Source organism: Hongsoonwoonella zoysiae (genome assembly GCF_013266695.1).
GTDB lineage: Bacteria > Pseudomonadota > Alphaproteobacteria > Rhizobiales > Stappiaceae > Hongsoonwoonella > Hongsoonwoonella zoysiae.
In genome coordinates this window covers 873,181-890,274 of record NZ_JABRXF010000002.1, presented here as the reverse complement: position 1 = coordinate 890,274, position 17,094 = coordinate 873,181, and the positions used below count along the sequence as shown (strand labels likewise).

General features: G+C 61.6%; 15 protein-coding genes. 14 read left to right on the top strand and 1 reads right to left on the bottom strand.

What is annotated here, in order from left to right; genetic code table 11:
• Positions 1-4 precede the first annotated feature (4 nt).
• The 8 genes from HPQ64_RS15275 to HPQ64_RS15240 all read left to right on the top strand — a co-directional run bounded on the left by HPQ64_RS15275 (position 5) and on the right by HPQ64_RS15240 (position 9,281).
• Positions 5-763: a CbtA family protein gene (locus HPQ64_RS15275; protein WP_172889363.1), complete on the top strand. Its 759-nt coding sequence runs from the start codon at positions 5-7 to the stop codon at positions 761-763.
• On the top strand, positions 760-1,311 hold the full coding sequence (cobU, locus tag HPQ64_RS15270) for a bifunctional adenosylcobinamide kinase/adenosylcobinamide-phosphate guanylyltransferase (RefSeq protein ID WP_172889362.1): 552 nt from the start codon (positions 760-762) through the stop codon (positions 1,309-1,311). Before HPQ64_RS15275 ends, cobU begins: the two co-directional genes overlap by 4 nt.
• Positions 1,308-2,366 carry a cobalamin biosynthesis protein CobW gene (cobW, locus tag HPQ64_RS15265; protein WP_172889361.1) on the top strand — a complete coding sequence of 353 codons (1,059 nt, stop codon included), beginning with the start codon at positions 1,308-1,310 and terminating at the stop codon, positions 2,364-2,366. Before cobU ends, cobW begins: the two co-directional genes overlap by 4 nt.
• 13 nt (positions 2,367-2,379) lie before the next feature.
• Positions 2,380-6,135, top strand: a complete 3,756-nt coding sequence (gene cobN, locus HPQ64_RS15260; RefSeq protein WP_172889360.1) for a cobaltochelatase subunit CobN — start codon at positions 2,380-2,382, stop codon at positions 6,133-6,135.
• A complete protein-coding gene (gene cobO, locus HPQ64_RS15255; protein WP_343036043.1) occupies positions 6,129-6,764 on the top strand; it encodes a cob(I)yrinic acid a,c-diamide adenosyltransferase in 636 nt (211 codons plus the stop codon). The genes cobN and cobO overlap by 7 nt, the downstream gene beginning before the upstream one ends.
• 344 nt (positions 6,765-7,108) lie before the next feature.
• Complete coding sequence (locus HPQ64_RS15250) at positions 7,109-7,411, top strand: YrhK family protein (RefSeq protein ID WP_172889358.1); 303 nt, start codon at positions 7,109-7,111, stop codon at positions 7,409-7,411.
• Positions 7,408-8,895 carry a cobyric acid synthase gene (locus HPQ64_RS15245; RefSeq protein WP_172889357.1) on the top strand — a complete coding sequence of 496 codons (1,488 nt, stop codon included), beginning with the start codon at positions 7,408-7,410 and terminating at the stop codon, positions 8,893-8,895. The genes HPQ64_RS15250 and HPQ64_RS15245 overlap by 4 nt, the downstream gene beginning before the upstream one ends.
• Positions 8,896-8,978: 83 nt before the next feature.
• The gene (locus tag HPQ64_RS15240) at positions 8,979-9,281 is read left to right on the top strand and encodes a hypothetical protein (RefSeq protein WP_172889356.1); all 303 of its coding nucleotides are present in this window, start codon (positions 8,979-8,981) and stop codon (positions 9,279-9,281) included.
• A 14-nt stretch (positions 9,282-9,295) separates the two neighbouring features.
• On the opposite strand, the gene HPQ64_RS15235 is transcribed toward HPQ64_RS15240, so the two are convergent.
• Positions 9,296-9,907, bottom strand: a complete 612-nt coding sequence (locus HPQ64_RS15235; protein WP_172889355.1) for an LOG family protein — start codon at positions 9,905-9,907, stop codon at positions 9,296-9,298.
• Positions 9,908-10,149: 242 nt separating this feature from the next.
• Between HPQ64_RS15235 and HPQ64_RS15225 the strand changes: the two genes are divergently transcribed.
• From HPQ64_RS15225 to pssA, 6 genes are all read left to right on the top strand, one after another.
• The gene (locus HPQ64_RS15225) at positions 10,150-11,703 is read left to right on the top strand and encodes a LysM peptidoglycan-binding domain-containing protein (RefSeq protein WP_210260287.1); all 1,554 of its coding nucleotides are present in this window, start codon (positions 10,150-10,152) and stop codon (positions 11,701-11,703) included.
• Between the two features lie 105 nt (positions 11,704-11,808).
• Positions 11,809-12,234: an ArsR/SmtB family transcription factor gene (locus HPQ64_RS15220; RefSeq protein ID WP_172889354.1), complete on the top strand. Its 426-nt coding sequence runs from the start codon at positions 11,809-11,811 to the stop codon at positions 12,232-12,234.
• Positions 12,231-14,150, top strand: a complete 1,920-nt coding sequence (locus HPQ64_RS15215; protein ID WP_172889353.1) for an ABCB family ABC transporter ATP-binding protein/permease — start codon at positions 12,231-12,233, stop codon at positions 14,148-14,150. The genes HPQ64_RS15220 and HPQ64_RS15215 overlap by 4 nt, the downstream gene beginning before the upstream one ends.
• Positions 14,151-14,407: 257 nt before the next feature.
• The gene (locus HPQ64_RS15210; RefSeq protein WP_172889352.1) at positions 14,408-15,316 is read left to right on the top strand and encodes a LysR family transcriptional regulator; all 909 of its coding nucleotides are present in this window, start codon (positions 14,408-14,410) and stop codon (positions 15,314-15,316) included.
• 138 nt (positions 15,317-15,454) lie between these two features.
• Positions 15,455-16,156, top strand: a complete 702-nt coding sequence (locus tag HPQ64_RS15205) for a phosphatidylserine decarboxylase (protein WP_172889351.1) — start codon at positions 15,455-15,457, stop codon at positions 16,154-16,156.
• Between the two features lie 23 nt (positions 16,157-16,179).
• Positions 16,180-17,076: a CDP-diacylglycerol--serine O-phosphatidyltransferase gene (gene pssA / locus HPQ64_RS15200; protein ID WP_343036021.1), complete on the top strand. Its 897-nt coding sequence runs from the start codon at positions 16,180-16,182 to the stop codon at positions 17,074-17,076.
• Positions 17,077-17,094 lie beyond the last annotated feature (18 nt).

Sequence of the window (17,094 nt, the reverse complement as noted above, 5' to 3'; positions counted from 1 at the left end):
GACAATGATCACAAGATTGTTCGGGGTGGCTCTCGGCGCGGGATGCGTCGCGGGTCTCGCCCTTGCTTTGCTGCAGGTTCTGTTTACGACGCCGCTCATCCTCGAGGCGGAAACATACGAACTTGCCTCTTTTAATCAGCCGACGCTGCAGCATGCGGGCGGCATCACCGACGACGGGCGTCTATGGTTCGTCCATGACGGCGAGAAGCACGCCGATCAAGGAGAGCTTGGTCTTATCGACCGGGTGATCGGGGCCTGGGCGCCGGAGGATGGGGCGGAGCGCACGTTCTATACCAGCCTTTCGAGCGTGCTCACTGGGTTCGGCTTCGGGCTGATGCTGCTTGCGGCGATGCTGCTTGGTGCAAGGCGCATCGATGCGACGAGCGGCCTGCAGTGGGGGCTTGGCGCTTTCGCGGCGGTCACACTAGCGCCTTCGCTGGGGCTTCCGCCGGAACTTCCCGGCTCGGCAGCAGCCGACCTTGTCTCGCGCCAGGCATGGTGGATCGGCACGGCCGCCGCAACCGGCCTCGGCCTTTGGCTGGTGATCGCGCGCGCCGAGCCGTTTTTGAAGGCGGCCGGGCTTCTCATCATTGTCGCGCCGCATCTGGTCGGCGCGCCGCATCCGCATGAATACGCCTCGAGCGTCCCTGCGGAAATCCAGGGCCACTTCGTTGCCGCGTCGCTGGTTTCCGCCGCCGTTTTCTGGGCGGTTCTGGGAAGCGTTTCCGGCTGGCTCTGGCAACGCGGTGAAGCGAAACAATGAGCGCGGCGCGCGCCTCCGCGACGCTTGTCATCGGGGGTGCGCGCTCGGGCAAGAGCGCGTTTGCCGAAAAACTGGTTATAGAGAGCGGGCTTGAGCGAATTTACGTCGCGACGTGTGCGTCTTTCGACGAGGAAATGCAAGCACGTATCGCACGGCATCGCGATCAGCGCGGCGCAGATTGGAAGACGGTCGAGGAAGCGCGCGACATCGCAGACGTTTTGAAACGCGAAGCCGCAGCGGGATCGGCGGTGCTGGTCGATTGCCTGACGCTTTGGCTTTCGAACCTGATGTTCGAACAAGCGGATATCGAGGCCGAGACTGCCAGGCTGCTCGAAGCGCTGCGTAAAACCGCCGGGCCGGTAGTGCTCGTTTCCAACGAGGTGGGCACCGGGATCGTGCCGGAAAACGCATTGGCGCGCCGATTTCGCGATGCGCAGGGGCGCCTCAACAAGCAAATCGCGGAGGTTGCGAACCAGGTGGTGCTGGTTGCCGCAGGGCTCCCGCTTTTGATGAAACCCAATCACATTCAGCCGGAGATTCGCCTATGAGCGCCGGAACGAAAATCCCCGCAACCATCGTCACCGGTTTCCTCGGAGCTGGCAAGACGACACTGTTGCGCAACCTTCTGCAAGGTACGGAAGGCAAGAGAATCGCGTTAATCGTCAATGAGTTCGGTGACATGGGCTTCGACGGGTCGCTGGTCGACGGATGCGCCGATCCCGGATGCAAGGCCGATGAAGTGGTGGAACTTACCAACGGCTGCATCTGCTGCACGGTGGCCGACGACTTCCTGCCGACGATGGAAATGCTGATCTCCCGCAACCCCGCGCCGGACCATATTGTCATTGAAACGTCGGGACTTGCGCTGCCGCAACCGCTGGTGCGGGCGTTTTCCTGGCCATCGGTGAAAACGCGGGTGACGGTCGATGCGGTTGTCACCGTGGTCGACGCCGCAGCGGTTGCGGAAGGTAAAATGACGGGTGATTTGGGTGCTTTAGAAATCCAGCGCGCGGCCGACGAAGCGCTCGATCATGAAAGCCCGATAGAGGAGCTTTTCGAAGATCAGCTCGTCTGCGCCGACCTTGTCGTGATCAACAAGGCCGATCTTGTCACCGTGGAAGATATGGAGCGGGTGCGGGGAGAGATCGCCTCTCACGTTCGCGCGAGCGTCGAGGTGGTTGCAGCGGAAAACGGTAAGCTCGACGGCTCGATCCTGCTCGGGCGTGGTTCCGCTGCGGAAGAGGATATGGCGGCGCGGCTCTCGCATCACGAGGCCCATCATGCCGATGACGAAGACCATCATCACGAACACCACCACGATGACTTCGAAAGCTTCGTGATCGACGCGCCCGGTTTTTCGTCGATGGAAGAAGCGCAAGGTGCGGTGCGCGAGGCGATGGCGACCCATGGCGTATTGCGGATCAAGGGTGCGGTTTCAATCTCCGGCAAGCCCGCGCCTGCCATCGTGCAGGCGGTCGGCCCGCGCGTCGAGACGTGGTTTGCGCGCGAGGCGAAAGCGCCGGGGCGGCTTGTGGTGATCGGGCTCAAGGGCTTTTCGTTGGACGAAGTGAAGGTGCGGCTCGCTCAAAAGATGGCGGCGTAAGCGGCAAAGACACATGCATATACTTGCCAGCCGGTCGGGACGGATCGATCAGGGTGACGAGGCCGTTGACCTCGGTCAGTCGCCGGCAGATATCGTGGTCCTCACGGCGGCCGACACGGAAATCGCTGGCTTTTCAGTAGCCGTCGCAGCGCTCGGGCAGGAAGCCCCAAGGGTGCGGCTTGCGAGCCTGCTTGCGCTTTCGCACCCCTATTCGGTCGACCTTTATGCCGAGCAGACGGTACAGGGCTCAAGGCTGGTGTTGATCCGGCTGCTGGGCGGGGCGGAATACTGGCCCTATGGCCTCGACCGGCTAACGGAAGTGGCACGCGGCTACGGCGTGAAACTGGCCGTGGTGCCGGGCGACGACCGCTGGGACGAGGATCTTGCCAGCCGCTCGACAGTGCCGGTTGCGGAGGCGAAGGCGCTGTGGCGTTACTGCGTGGAAGGCGGCGTCGAGAACCTGAAGAATGCGCTGCGCTACGCTTCGCATGTTCTGGGGGAGGCGGACGAACCGCTGCCGCCGAAACCAATCCCGCGCGCCGGCATCTATTATCCCGGGCTTGCAAGTGCCGGATTTGACGAAGTCAAACGCAAGTGGGCGGACGAGAATGCGCCTGTCGCCGCGATCGCCTTCTATCGCGCGCTGGTGCAATCGGCGGCAACGGCTCCGGTCGATGCGCTGGTCGATGCATTCAAAGAGCGTGGGATCAATGCGCTTCCGGTTTTCGTCTCCTCGCTGAAGGACGCCGAAAGCGCCGCCGTCATTGACAGGCTGTTCGAAGAGACGAGGCCGGCGGTGGTGCTGAACGCGACCGCCTTTGCCGTTTCGAAAGCCGGCGAGGGCTACAAGCCGACGCCGCTCGACAGAACAGGCGCGCCGGTTCTGCAGGTGGTGTTTTCATCCTCATCGGAAGAAGGATGGCGCGATAGCGATCAGGGCCTTTCGATCCGCGATCTTGCCATGCATGTGGTGCTGCCCGAACTCGACGGTCGGCTGACGACGCGTGCCGTCTCTTTCAAGGAAGAGGGCGCGCGGGACGAGGCGACGCAATCGACCCCGATGCGGTTCGTCGCCATGAAGGACCGTATCGACTTCGTTGCCGAACTTGCACGCAATATCGCCCGGCTCGGCCAAACTCCGGAGGCGGAGCGCAAGGTGGCGCTGATCCTCGCCAACTATCCGAACAAAGACGGGCGGCTTGCCAATGGCGTCGGTCTTGACACGCCGGCTTCTTGCTTCAGGCTTTTGCAGCGCTTAAGCGCGGTCGGATACAGGATTGAAAACGCAGCGTCAGATTCTGCGGGCCTCATGCAACGCCTGAACGAGGGTGTTACGAATGCACTTGAAGGCCGGTTGAATCGCGCCTCATATGAAACTTTAAGTGTTGAAGACTATCTGAATCATTTCAAGACGCTGTCGAAGAAAGTTCGCGCTGAAGTTGAATCGAGATGGGGCGAGGCTGAGGACGATCCGCATGTGGTGGACGGTGCGTTCCGCCTTGCACTGCATCGCTTCGGCAACGCTGTCGTCGGCATCCAGCCCGCGCGCGGTTACAACATCGATCCGAAGGAAACCTACCACGACCCGGATCTTGTTCCGCCGCATCATTATTTTGCGTTCTACATCTGGTTGCGTGAGACATTCGGCGTTCACGCTGTCGTTCACCTCGGCAAGCACGGCAACCTGGAATGGCTGCCTGGCAAGGCGCTGGCACTTTCCGAAAGCTGTTATCCCGAAGCGGTGCTCGGCCCGCTGCCGAACGTCTACCCCTTCATCGTCAATGATCCGGGCGAAGGCGCGCAGGCGAAACGGCGCAATGCCGCGATCATTGTCGATCACCTCACGCCGCCTCTGACACGGGCCGAGAGCCACGGCGTGGCGGGTGAACTCGAAACGCTGCTCGACGAGTTCTACATCGCGCAAGGGGTGGACCCCCGCAGGCTCAAGGTGCTCTCACGCGAGATATTGGATACGGCGGCCCGCCACGGGCTTGACCTTGACATCGGCATCACGCCCGACATGGACGAGATGACGCGGCTTGCAAGGCTCGATGCGCATCTTTGCGACCTCAAGGAACTGCAGATCCGCGATGGGCTGCACATCCTTGGTGAAGCCCCCGAAGGCGAACAGCTTACGGATCTGCTTGTCGCGCTTGCCCGCGTGCCGCGCGGCGAGGGGGACCGCAACGCAAGCCTGATCCGCGCGCTGGCGCAAGATCTCGGACTTGACGATTTCGATCCTCTCGATTGCGAGTTCTCATCAAGCTGGGAAGGGGCGAAGCCGGATGCGCTTGCCGCGATAGCCGAAGCGCCATGGCGCAGCAACGGCGACACGGTGGAGCGGCTGGAACTTTACGCGCAAACGCTCGTTCGGGACCGCGCGCTGCCGGACGCCCTTCCGGCGACAAGGGCGGTGCTCGCGGAAATCTACGAGCGGTTCGAACCGTCGATCGCCGGTTCCGGACCGGCGGAAACGAAATCGGTGCTCGACGCGCTTTCCGGACGCTTCGTGCCGCCCGGGCCATCCGGCGCGCCGACACGCGGACGGCCCGACGTGCTGCCGACGGGACGAAACTTTTATTCGGTCGATGTGCGTTCCGTGCCGACGGAAACCGCATGGGGCATCGGCAAGGCAAGTGCCGAACGGCTGGTTGAGCGGCATTTTCAGGATGAGGGTGAGTTCCCCAAGGCGGTTGTGCTGACCTGCTGGGGCACGGCCAACATGCGCACCGGCGGTGACGACATCTCGCAAGCGCTGGCGCTGATCGGGGCAAAGCCCGTCTGGGAAGCGGGTTCGGGCCGTGTGACGGGTTTCGAGATTATTTCGCTTTCCGATCTTCAGCGTTCGCGCGTGGATGTGACGCTCAGGGTCTCCGGCTTCTTCCGGGATGCATTTCCCCACCAGATGGATCTCTTTCAGTCGGCGGCATCGGCCATTGCCGATCTGGTGGAGCCGGAAGAGGCAAATCCGATTGCCGCGCGTGTCGCGGAAGAGGCGCGGCGGCTTATCGCTGACGCGGGACTGGGAGAGGCAGAGGCGCGGGCAAGGGCGAAATACCGCGTCTTCGGCTCCAAGCCGGGCGCATATGGGGCCGGGCTTCAGGCGCTGATCGACGAAAAGATCTGGGACGAGCGCTCGGACTTCGCAGACGCCTTCCTCGCCTGGGGCGGCTATGCCTATGGTGGCGGCGCGAAGGGTGAAGCGGCGCGGGCAAGCCTAGAAACCCGGCTTTCGAAGGTCGATGCCGTTCTCCACAATCAGGACAACCGCGAGCACGACCTGCTCGACTCCGACGACTACTACCAGTTTGAGGGCGGGCTGGCGGCAACGGTCGAGACGCTGAAGGGCGAGGCGCCGCGCGTCTACCACAACGACCACTCGCGGCCCGAACGCCCCGTGATCCGCACCCTCGACGAGGAAATCGGCCGGGTGGTGCGCGGTCGCGCGGCGAACCCGAAGTGGATCGCCGGCATCATGCGCCACGGCTACAAGGGTGCCTTCGAGATCGCAGCGACTGTCGACTATCTTTTCGCCTTTGCCGCTACCACGCGGGCGGTGAAGGATCACCATTTCGACCAGCTTTTCGCCGCCTACATCGAAGACGGCGAGGTGCGGGACTTCATCGAGGATGCCAATCCGGCGGCGCTTCAAGAAATCCTCGACCGTTTCCAGGAGGCGGTCGACCGAGGGCTCTGGACGCCGAGGCGCAACAGCACGCATGAAAATCTGGAGCGGTTCAGGCGCTTCAACAGGGAGAAAGCATTGTGAGCGACAAGAAGAAAGAGCTGAGCGAGGAAGAACTTGACGCCCGCCACGCCGACAAGATGCGCAAGAAAAAGGCCGCGCGCGACAAGATCATGGCCACCAAGACGATCGAGAAGGGGCTTTTGATCGTCCACACCGGCAAGGGCAAGGGCAAGTCCACGGCCGGCTTCGGCATGGTGTTCCGCTCGCTCGGCCACGGCCACAAGGTCGGCGTCGTGCAGTTCGTAAAGGGCCGCATCGAGACGGGCGAGCGCAAGGCGCTGGAGCGGTTTTCCGATCTCGTGACAATCAAGCGCATGGGCGAGGGCTTCACCTGGGAAACGCAGGACCGTCAGCGTGATATCGCCGCCGCCAGACAGGCCTGGGACGCTGCGAAGGAGATGATCACCTCCGGCGAATATCGCCTCGTGCTGCTCGACGAGCTCAACATCGTGCTGCGCTACGACTATTTGCCGATCGAAGAGATCGTGGAGTTCATGAAGAACGAGAAGCCTGACGACGTGCATGTCATCATTACGGGCCGCAACGCCAAGGACGAGCTTCTGGAAATCGCCGATCTCGCGACGGACATGACGCAGATAAAGCACCCCTTCCGCTCCGGCGTGAAGCCGCAGGAGGGGATCGAGTTCTGAGGGGCGCGTTCCGAATTTGGCAAGCGATCTCTGATCATTGCTGTCGGGCTTGAACCATCGAGGTCCGGTTATTCGATTAATTAGCGAATTTGCCGAAACCTCGTAGCGTGTGATTCACCTCTCCCCTGGTGGGAGAGGTCGGCGCGAAACGCGCCGGGTGAGGGGGGTGTTATGATCCCAATCCGGAATATTGATACCCTCACCCCTTCCCTCTCCCTTGAAGGGAGAGGGGGCGCTAGTATCGCTTTTTCTGCCAGTCAATAAAGGTTAGTGCCTGCCGCGGGAAGTATTAGGCGCACGGATGCTTCTCCGAACAACGCCAAGCAGGTTCGAAAGGTACCGCCATGAAACTCTTCGACCAGACTTTGCGCCGCGCTTCGCCGGATCATGCCGAACTGGTGCGCAAATATGAGCTTTATCGCACGCTGGTGGAATTTTTCGCGGCCCTTATGTTCATCATCGGCAGTATCTTCTTCTTTTACCAGAGCCTCGTGTTCGCAGGCACATGGCTCTTCCTGATCGGCTCGATCCTCTTCGCCGTGCGCCCGACGGTGCGGCTTGCGCTGGAGCTTCGCCTGACGCAGCTGCCCGTTCCAGACGAGTTCCGCCCCTATGGCTCCCTGCCTGAGGCATCCGCGAAAAAATGAGTGCCCGCACGCCCGCGATCATGATCCAGGGGACCGGCTCGAACGTCGGTAAAAGCCTGATCGTGGCGGGGCTTTGCCGGCTCTTTGCCAATCGCGGGCTTATCGTGCGCCCGTTCAAGCCGCAGAACATGTCGAACAACGCGGCGGTCACAGTCGACGGTGGCGAGATCGGCCGGGCGCAGGCGCTGCAGGCGCTTGCCGCACGTGCCAAAACAAGCGTGCACATGAACCCGGTTCTGCTGAAGCCCGAGACGGACACGGGTGCGCAGGTGATCGTGCAGGGAAGGCGCGCGGGCACGATGAAGGCGCGCGAATACGGCAGCCGCAAAGCCGAATTCCTGCCGAAGGTTCTGGAGAGCTTTGCGATCACGGGCGAGGGGGCGGACCTCGTGCTGGTGGAGGGTGCGGGCAGCCCTGCCGAAATCAATCTTCGCGCGGGCGACATCGCCAACATGGGATTTGCGCAAGCCGCCGACCTGCCGGTTGCCATCTGCGGCGATATCGACCGGGGCGGAGTGATCGCAAGCCTGGTCGGCACGCACACGGTCCTGAACGAGGCTGAACGGGGCCGCATCAAGGCGTTTTTCATCAACAGGTTTCGCGGCGATCCTTCCCTTTTCGACGAGGGCGTGAAGGAGATTGCGGCACGCACGGGCTGGGCCTCGCTTGGCGTCGTGCCGTGGTTCGATGCCGCTGGCAAGCTGCCTGCCGAAGACGCGCTCGGCCTGGAGGACGGGCAGGGCAGGGGCCGCGTGAAAATCGTGGTGCCGGTGACGTCCCGGATCGCCAATTTCGACGATCTCGACCCGCTGCGCATGGAGGAGGATGTAACGCTTCAACTCGTGCGCGGCGGCGAGGCGCTGCCGGGCGATGCAGACCTTGTTCTCCTGCCGGGCTCCAAGTCGACCATTGGCGATCTCGCCTTTTTCCGCAAGCAGGGCTGGGATATCGATCTGGCCGCCCATGTGCGACGTGGCGGGCGCGTGCTCGGCATTTGCGGCGGATACCAGATGCTGGGCAAAGCGATTTCTGACCCGCAAGGCATAGAGGGGGAGGCGGGGACGGTCGCGGGCCTCGGGCTTCTGGATGTCGAGACGGAACTCACGCCGGAAAAGCGGCTTGTCTCCACACATGGCAGGCATTGCACAAGCGGCGAAGCGATCTTGGGTTACGAAATCCATATCGGCCGCACGGAAGGCCGCGACCGGGCGCGACCCTTCGCGACAATCGCGGGTGAGGGGGAGTGTGAACACGCCGATGGTGCGGTTTCCGCCGGCGGCAGGATCGCGGGAACCTATGTTCACGGGCTCTTCGCGGCGGATGGTTTCAGGAAGTCCTTCTTGGGCGAACTCGGCGCGGGATCGACGCTTTCCTATGACAGCGTGATCGACAGGACGCTCGACGATCTGGCCGCGCACCTGGAGGCGTGTTTCGATACGGACGCCCTGCTTGATGTCGCCCGTGACAGGGTACGAAAGGCGTAAGCCTGATCTGTCGCTTTAAATCGATTATTGGACTATGCTTTAAAGTGTTGGGAGAAGCGGCATTTCGCCCCGGAGTAAGGTGGATGAGTAAGTTGCGTACCGCTACGGCCACTCTTGAGCGCGTCAGGTGGAGCGAATTGCCGGGCGGCGACGCCCAGATTGCGGCGTTCGGACGTATCACCATGATCGTGAAGGCCATCGGGCCGGCTGACGGCCCTTATTGGCAGCCCTGGGCGATCGGCCCGCGCGATGGCTGGTCCGTCGCCGACCGGCCCATGACGCTGCTCGCCGCGCGCTCGCGCGCGGAAATGATGGCGCGGGAGATGGACGCGCCCGGCGACCACGGCATCAGGCCGGAGAACCTCAATTCGTCGAACGACGGCTGAGGCCGGGAGGCCGATCAAAGATTGTCGACCGGAGCGACATCCGCTCCCTTGTCACGGCCAGTGAGGGCGGCCTGCGCGCAGGTGCGCTGCAAGGTCGGGATGATTTGCGCAACGTCGGCGCACATTTGATAGTCGACCTCGAAGCCCTCGCGAATGAAGGCTTCCTGTTCCATGTGCTCAAGCAGACGCTCCAGCGGATCCCAGAACCCGTTGATATTGGCGAGAAGGACCGGGCGCCGATGACGGCCAAGCTGCCCCCAAGTCATCATTTCCACGACTTCCTCCAGCGTGCCGATGCCGCCCGGAAGGGCAACGAAGGCGTCCGCGCGCTCGAACATGGTGCGCTTGCGCTGGTGCATGTCGTCGGTGACGATAAGCTCCGAGACGTTTTCCATCATCACTTCGCGCTGTTTCAAAAAGCGCGGGATGACGCCGGTGACATGGCCGCCGTTTTCCAGCGTGGAGCGGGCGACCGCCCCCATGAGCCCGACGGAACCACCACCGTAAATGAGATTGAGCCCGGCCTCGGCAATTTGCCGGCCAAGCTCGATGGCCGCGGCCTCATAGGCAGGATCGACACCGCTGCCTGAACCGCAATAAACGCAAACACTCGTAAGTTCTGTCATAAGGGAAGATTTGGCATCCGAGCGATGCGCCGGTCAAGCGCTGACGATGTTGACCATTTGTCAAGCCCTCGCTTGCCGGAGCCGCCAATCCGGTATAACCATGCGCGCGAGAAGCCATGGAATGGCTCGATAGAACAAAAGAAAGCAAAGATTGTAGCCGAGGGCACCGACCCTCGGGTTACAGGCGGGCGGTCCGGCTATAAAATAGAGAATATACGCCGGGCGAAGGAGTTGATGTCGGCATGACGAAGAAGAGTATCCAGCAGCTCCTGGGGGGCGCCGCGATCGCTGGCATAGCGGCTCTAGGATATGCCTGGTACGAGCGCGGAGCGGAGCTTGGCCTGCCAGGAGCGGGCGCGCCGGAAGTCGCCGAGACCACCGCGGGCGACAAGCCGGAAACCACTGCCGGTGCGGATAGCGACGCCACCCAAACTGCCGAAAAAACCTCATCTTCCGTCAAGGATACGGAAGATGAAAAGAGCGAAGCCGCCACGGAAGACGCCAGTTCCGGCGATACGACAGCCGAAGCAGCCATCCAGGCGGACGATCAGGGCGAAAGGCGGCTCGGACCCACGTTCGATGTTTTTCGCGTCGAACCGACGGGTGATGCGGTGGTTGCCGGGCGTTCGGAAGCGGGCGCGATCATAGCCCTCCTCTCGAACGGGGAGATCGTTGGCAAGGGAATTGCCAATGATTCGGGTGAGTTTGCGATTGTGCTCGAAAAGCCGCTCAAGCCTGGCACGCACGACGTGAAGATCGAATCGAAGAAAGACGAGAAAGCCGAACCCGTCGTTTCCGAAGAAAGCATCGCGGTTTCGATTCCCGACCCTTCCGAAGGGGAAGGTGAAGTACTCGTCGTGCTGAACAAGCCGGGCGAGGCGACGGAAATCCTGCAAAAGCCGGAAGGTCAGCCTCGGGATGCCGGGGGTGAGCAGGTGGCGGCTGTAGGTTCCGAAGACGCAGGCAAGTCTGAAGTGGCGGTTTCGACCCGGGAGGAAACCTCGGTGGTTGCGGCCCCGCCAGAAGCGGCTGAAGCCAAGGATGCCCCTGTCGTGAACGACGCCGCGGCTGGCGAGAGCGAAGAAGTCGCGCTGCTGAAGAGGGAAAATGAGGCTGCTTCCGATACACCACGAGCAGCCCCGGAAAGCGACGAAGTTTCTTCGTCGCCCGCGCAAGGCGAAACGATAGTCGCAAACATCGACGTCGAAGCATCGGCGCAAGCGGGTGGAACGCAGGAGACGGCTCCGGAACCGGACGGCTCGGTAACCGTTGAGGCGGTCGAGACGGAAAAAGACCGGCTCTATGTCGCCGGCCAGGCTGAGCCCGGCAGTGATGTGCGCGTTTATGTGGATAATGAGCTCGTCGGCGAGACAAGGACGGACAATACGGGACGCTGGCTGCTGGAAGGTACGAAGAAGATCGAGCCGGGCAAGGTGGATGTGCGCGCCGACAAGGTGGAGAACAGCGAAGGCGAAGTGACCGCGAGGGCCGAAGTCACCTTCGAACGGGCGCCGGATCAGGTCGTGCTTCGTCCGATATCCGTTTCGGCGCAAGGGTCGGGTAGCGGTGCGGGCACTGCTGCCCAGGGCTCCACCGGGCCGATCCCCAACGTCATTATCCGGCGCGGCGACAATCTTTGGACGATCTCGCGAAGGCTTTATGGCGAAGGCATCCGCTACACCACGATCTACCAGGCGAACCAGCGACAGATCCGCAACCCGGACCTGATTTATCCGGGGCAGGTGTTTGTCCTGCCGGTGCGCGACAAGGTGTGGGAAGAGCAATCGGCCAACTGACTCGTGTCCGGCCGCGCGCTGCCAAGCGCCGCTGTTCGGAGTAACCTTGCGAAAATTTGCCGCCGGACCCTTGTAGCTCGGCAATTCATCGCTAAATTACGATGAATGTCCGACATCCCTTCTACCTGTGCGCCTTTCAAGCGGGCCGACACGAATCCTTGCTGTTGCGGTAGCGATCTGGCCGGGCTCTACAAGGCTCTCGGCCACCCAGCGCGCATCGATATCCTGCGGGTGCTTTCGACTTGCGACCATGCCTGCTGTGGCGAGATCGTCTCGAAGCTGTCGCTCGCCCAGTCGACCATATCTCAGCACCTGAACGTGCTGAAATGCGCGGGGCTGATCGGCTGCGAGGCGAAGGGGCGCTGCTGCCGCTATTACATCAGGAGCGATGCGTTGCGTAGCTTTGCCGCGCTGTCGCGCACGTTGATGGAGACGCTCGATACCGCCGTTTCCGGCCATGAAGACCATGAACGTCAAGCCTTGACCGATGACAACCGCGAGGCCGATTGCCCGCGAAAGGAAAAGCCATGACCAGCCGCCGTTCCGGGATCCAGGCGGCGCAGGAGCCGTTCGTCTCCGCCGATGAAGGTTCGACGCTGCAGACGCTGCAAAACCTGTGGCCCTATATCTGGCCGCAGGAGCGGCCCGACCTGAAAAAACGCGTCATGCTGGCGATCGTAGCGCTCGTGATCGCCAAGTTCGTCACGGTTCTGTCGCCCTATTTCTTCAAGTTCGCGACCGATGCGCTGACGGGGGAGGGAGATAGCGGGCTGCCCGCTCTGATCGCGGCGCCGGTTATGCTGGTGATCGCCTATAATGTCGCGCGGGTGAGTTTCGTCGGCTTCAATCAGCTTCGCGACGCACTGTTCGCGCGCGTCGGCCAGCATGCGGTGCGTCAACTGGCGCTCGTTACCTTCCGTCATCTGCATGCGCTGTCGCTTCGCTTCCACCTGGCCCGGCGTACGGGCGGGCTTTCGCGAGTGATCGAACGCGGCGTGAAGGGTATCGAGAACATCGTCCGCTTCACGATCCTGAACGGTTTTCCGACCATTCTGGAATTCGCCATCATGGCGGCAGTGATCTGGTATCAGTTCGGCTTTTCCTATGTGATCGTCGTGGCGGCCATGATCGTCGCCTATGTCTGGTTCACGGTGAAAACCTCGAACTGGCGCATCTCCATCCGCCGCGAGATGAACGAGAACGACACGGAAGCCAATTCCAAGGCGATCGACAGCCTCCTGAATTTCGAGACCGTCAAGTATTTCGGGAACGAGAAGATGGAAGTCGGGCGCTTCGACCAGTCGATGGCAGGTTACGAACGCGCGGCGACCAAGACCTGGACCTCGCTTGCCTGGCTGAATTTCGGGCAGGCGGTGATCCTCGGTGTCGGCATGGCGCTTTGCATGATCTTTTCCGCACGTGCGGTGATCGCGGGCACGCAGACTGTCGGCGATTTCGTCATGATCAACGCGCTGCTCCTGCAGCTTTCCATTCCGCTCAACTTCATCGGCTTTCTCTATCGCGAAATCCGACAGGGTCTTGCAGACATCGAGGCGATGTTCAACCTGCTGCAGGTTCCCGCCGAGATATCCAACAAGCCGGGAGCGCCCGACCTTGAAGTGGGTGAGGGGAATATCCGCTTCGAGAGCGTGAGCTTTCACTACGACGCGGACCGCGCGATCCTGCACGGGGTTGATTTCGAAGTGCCAGCAGGCGAAACCGTGGCGATCGTCGGCCCTTCAGGCGCCGGTAAATCCACGATCTCCCGGCTGCTCTTTCGCTTTTACGACGTGACCGGCGGACGCATCACGATAGACGGGCAGGATGTACGCGACGTCTCGCAGGAAAGCGTGCGGGCGAAAATTGGCATCGTTCCCCAAGACACTGTGCTTTTCAACGAGACGATCGCCTATAATATCCGCTACGGGCGCCCCGACGCGAGCGAGGAAGAGGTGCGCGATGCCGCACGCCTTGCGCAGATCTCCGATTTTATCGACACGCTGCCCAAGGGCTTCGATACGGAAGTTGGCGAGCGGGGCTTGAAGCTTTCGGGCGGCGAGAAGCAGCGTGTGGCGATTGCCCGCACGATCCTGAAGGCGCCCCCGATCTTGATCCTCGACGAGGCGACATCGGCGCTCGACACGCACACGGAGCGCGAAATCCAGTCCGCGCTCGACCAGGTCTCGAAAAACAGAACGACGCTGGTTATTGCCCACCGGCTGTCGACGGTGGTGAACTCGAAGATGATCCTCGTGCTGGAAAAGGGACGCGTGGTCGAGCGCGGCACCCATCAGGAACTGCTTGCGAAGGGCGGGCTATACGCCTCCATGTGGGCGCGCCAGCAGGAAGCGAGCGAGGCCGAAGAGCGCCTGCGGGCCGTTACCGCCGACGAAGAGGGCTATGTGCTTCGCGGTCGCCGGGCGGAGGAAGTGGAACCCGCGCAATAAGAGCGGACTCACCACATCACGAATTGCACCGTGCTTACGTCCTTCGCCGGGAAACGGCGCGAAGGATTGTCGACAAAAAGCCGGTTATGGCTTCGGACCTCAGCCGATGCGCGCGCCTTTCTGCCTGTGCATAGAATTCGAGTGTGATGTAATCGCTCTTCATGGACAGTCTCCTTTGATCTGCCGGGACTGTCTCACGTGCTGATATTTCGTATAATCAGGCTTGTATCGATAGGATCTTTCATGGATTTCGCATAATGAAGCTTGAGGACCTCCGTTTTTTCACGCGCGTTGTGGCGCTCGGGAATCTTTCAGCGGCAGGCCGGGAGTTCGGGCTGTCGCCATCAGCGGCAAGCGCGCGGCTCACGGCGCTTGAAACGGGAGCGGGCTCGCAGCTTCTGGCGCGCACCACGCGCAAGGTTTCGCTAACGGAAGCGGGGCAGGTGTTCATCGAGCACGCCAACAGGGCATTATCGGAAATGGATGCCGCCATGAGCGCGCTTGAGGCTTCCACCGAGGCGCCGCGCGGGACGCTGCGGATCACGAGCAATGTTTCGTTCGTACGCAAGCATGTGCTGCCTTACCTGAACGAATTCAAAAGCGAATATCCAGATGTGCGCATAGAGATGAATATTACGGACCGGATCGTCGATATCGTTGAGGAAGGATACGACCTTGCGATAAGAGTGGCCGAGTTGCCGGATTCGGCGCTGAAGGCGCGAAAACTCGCGGAGAATCCGAGATATCTTTGCGCCTCTCCCGATTATATCGCCAGACACGGGGAACCGACTTCCCCGGCAGATCTCGCCAATCACGAGTGTCTTGGTTTCGAACCCATGCCGGCCTGGTACTTTGCCGGGCCAAATGGCGAAGTCGCCCACCACGTGCACTCCGCAATTTCAAGCGACAACGGCGATTTTACCCATGAAGCGGCAATCCACGGGCTTGGCCTGACGGTGAAATCCATCGCCCACATCTGGGAAGACCTTCGCGAGGGACGGCTGGTTGTGGTCATGCGGGACTATCCAGTAACCAGGGCGGGTGCTGTCTGGGCGGTCTATCCGCCCGGCAAGCAGACCCCGCCAAAAGTAACCGCCTTCATCGATTTTCTTCAGAAGAAATTCGGACGTCCGGCCTATTGGGAAGCGGATTTCCGACAGGAATGATCTGCGATAAAGGCTGGATGCGTGTGACTAACCTTTCCGCGATGCATTGATTTCCGCCCGCGCTATGGTGCAAATGGGCGTGCCGGTTTCCGCGTCGGGAACCGTAGCGAATGTGCTTCAACAAACCGGAACGTGTGAATGTCCCTTGCCGATACGATTTCAAAGACCTTCGTACCGATCCATCGGGAAGGGTGGCCGTTCATAGCTATTGCCGGGGTCGCCGCGATCATCCTTGGTTGGTTTTGGGACCCGCTGTTCTGGATCGGCCTGATCGTCACGGGATGGATCTGCTATTTCTTCCGCGACCCGCCGCGCGTGACGCCGATGATCGAGGGGATTGTCGTCTCGCCCGCCGACGGTACGGTCTCTCATGTCGGCATGGCGGTGCCGCCAAAAGAGCTCAACTTCGGCGACGAGCCGCTGATGCGGGTCTCCGTCTTCATGAATGTCTTCAATTGCCACGTGAACCGCGCGCCCATCGGCGGGCGGGTCGTGCGTGTCGCCTATAAGGCCGGCAAATTCCTGAATGCCGAACTCGACAAGGCTAGCGAGGACAATGAACGCAACGGCCTTATTATCGAGACCGGCGACACGCGCATCGGCGTCGTGCAGATTGCAGGCCTTGTCGCGCGGCGGATCGTGTGCTTCGTGCGCGAGGGCGAGAACGTCGGCATGGGCGAGCGTTTCGGCCTGATCCGCTTCGGTTCGCGTCTTGACGTCTATCTTCCGGTGGGAACCGTGCCGAAGGTTGCCATCGGCCAGACGATGATCGCGGGCGAAACCTTGATCGCGGACCTGCGGGGCGAACAATTCGCGGCACCTGTGACGCGCGTTAACTGAACTACCAGAGAAGGCGAACCCCCGTGTCCGCACCCTTTGCGCCTTACGATCCCGGGCCGACGAAACGCAGGCGAGGCCGTGCGCCGCGCTTCAGGCGGGTGCCGCTGCGCATGGTGCTGCCGAATCTCGTAACCTTGCTTGCGCTGTGCTGCGGGCTTACCGCCATGCGCATGGCGCTGGAGGCGCGCTGGGAATATGCGATCGGCGCGATCGTGTTGGCGGCGTTTCTCGATGCGCTGGACGGACGCCTCGCGCGGTTGATCCGGGGAACGTCCAAATTTGGCGCGGAGCTCGATTCCCTTGCCGATTTCGTGAATTTCGGCGTTGCGCCAGCACTTATCCTTTATTCCTGGCTCTTGAGCGAGGTGAAATCCCTCGGCTGGATCGCAGCCCTTGTCTACGCGATTTCCGCGGCCTTGCGGCTGGCAAGGTTCAATGTCTCCATCGACGATCCGGACAAGCCCGCATGGGCGGTGAATTTCTTCACCGGAGTACCGGCGCCTGCGGGTGCGCTGACCGTTCTTTTGCCGATCTACCTCGAATTCGTCGGCATCGTGCCGCACCTCGAAGAGCTTGCTCCGGTCATCGCGCTCTATGTGGTCGCGATCGGGCTCTTGATGGTGAGCCTCCTGCCGACCTTTTCGGGCAAGAGGTTCGGCTCGCGCATCCGCCGCGACCTTGTTTTGCCGCTCTTTGTCGTCGTCGTGCTCTTCGTGGCGCTTCTGGCAAGCTACCCGTTCGAGGTGCTGGCGGCGGGCGGGATTGCCTATCTCGCCTCCATCCCCTTCGCCTGGCGCAGCTACAAGCGCTTCAAGGCAGGCGATGAGGCAGATCCGGCGCCGACCGGGGAGGAACTCGATGAAGAAGCGGAAGGCTCCCTCGACGATCTTGCGGATAACGACAAGGGCGATACCCGCTGAAGCGAATTCCCCGGAAAT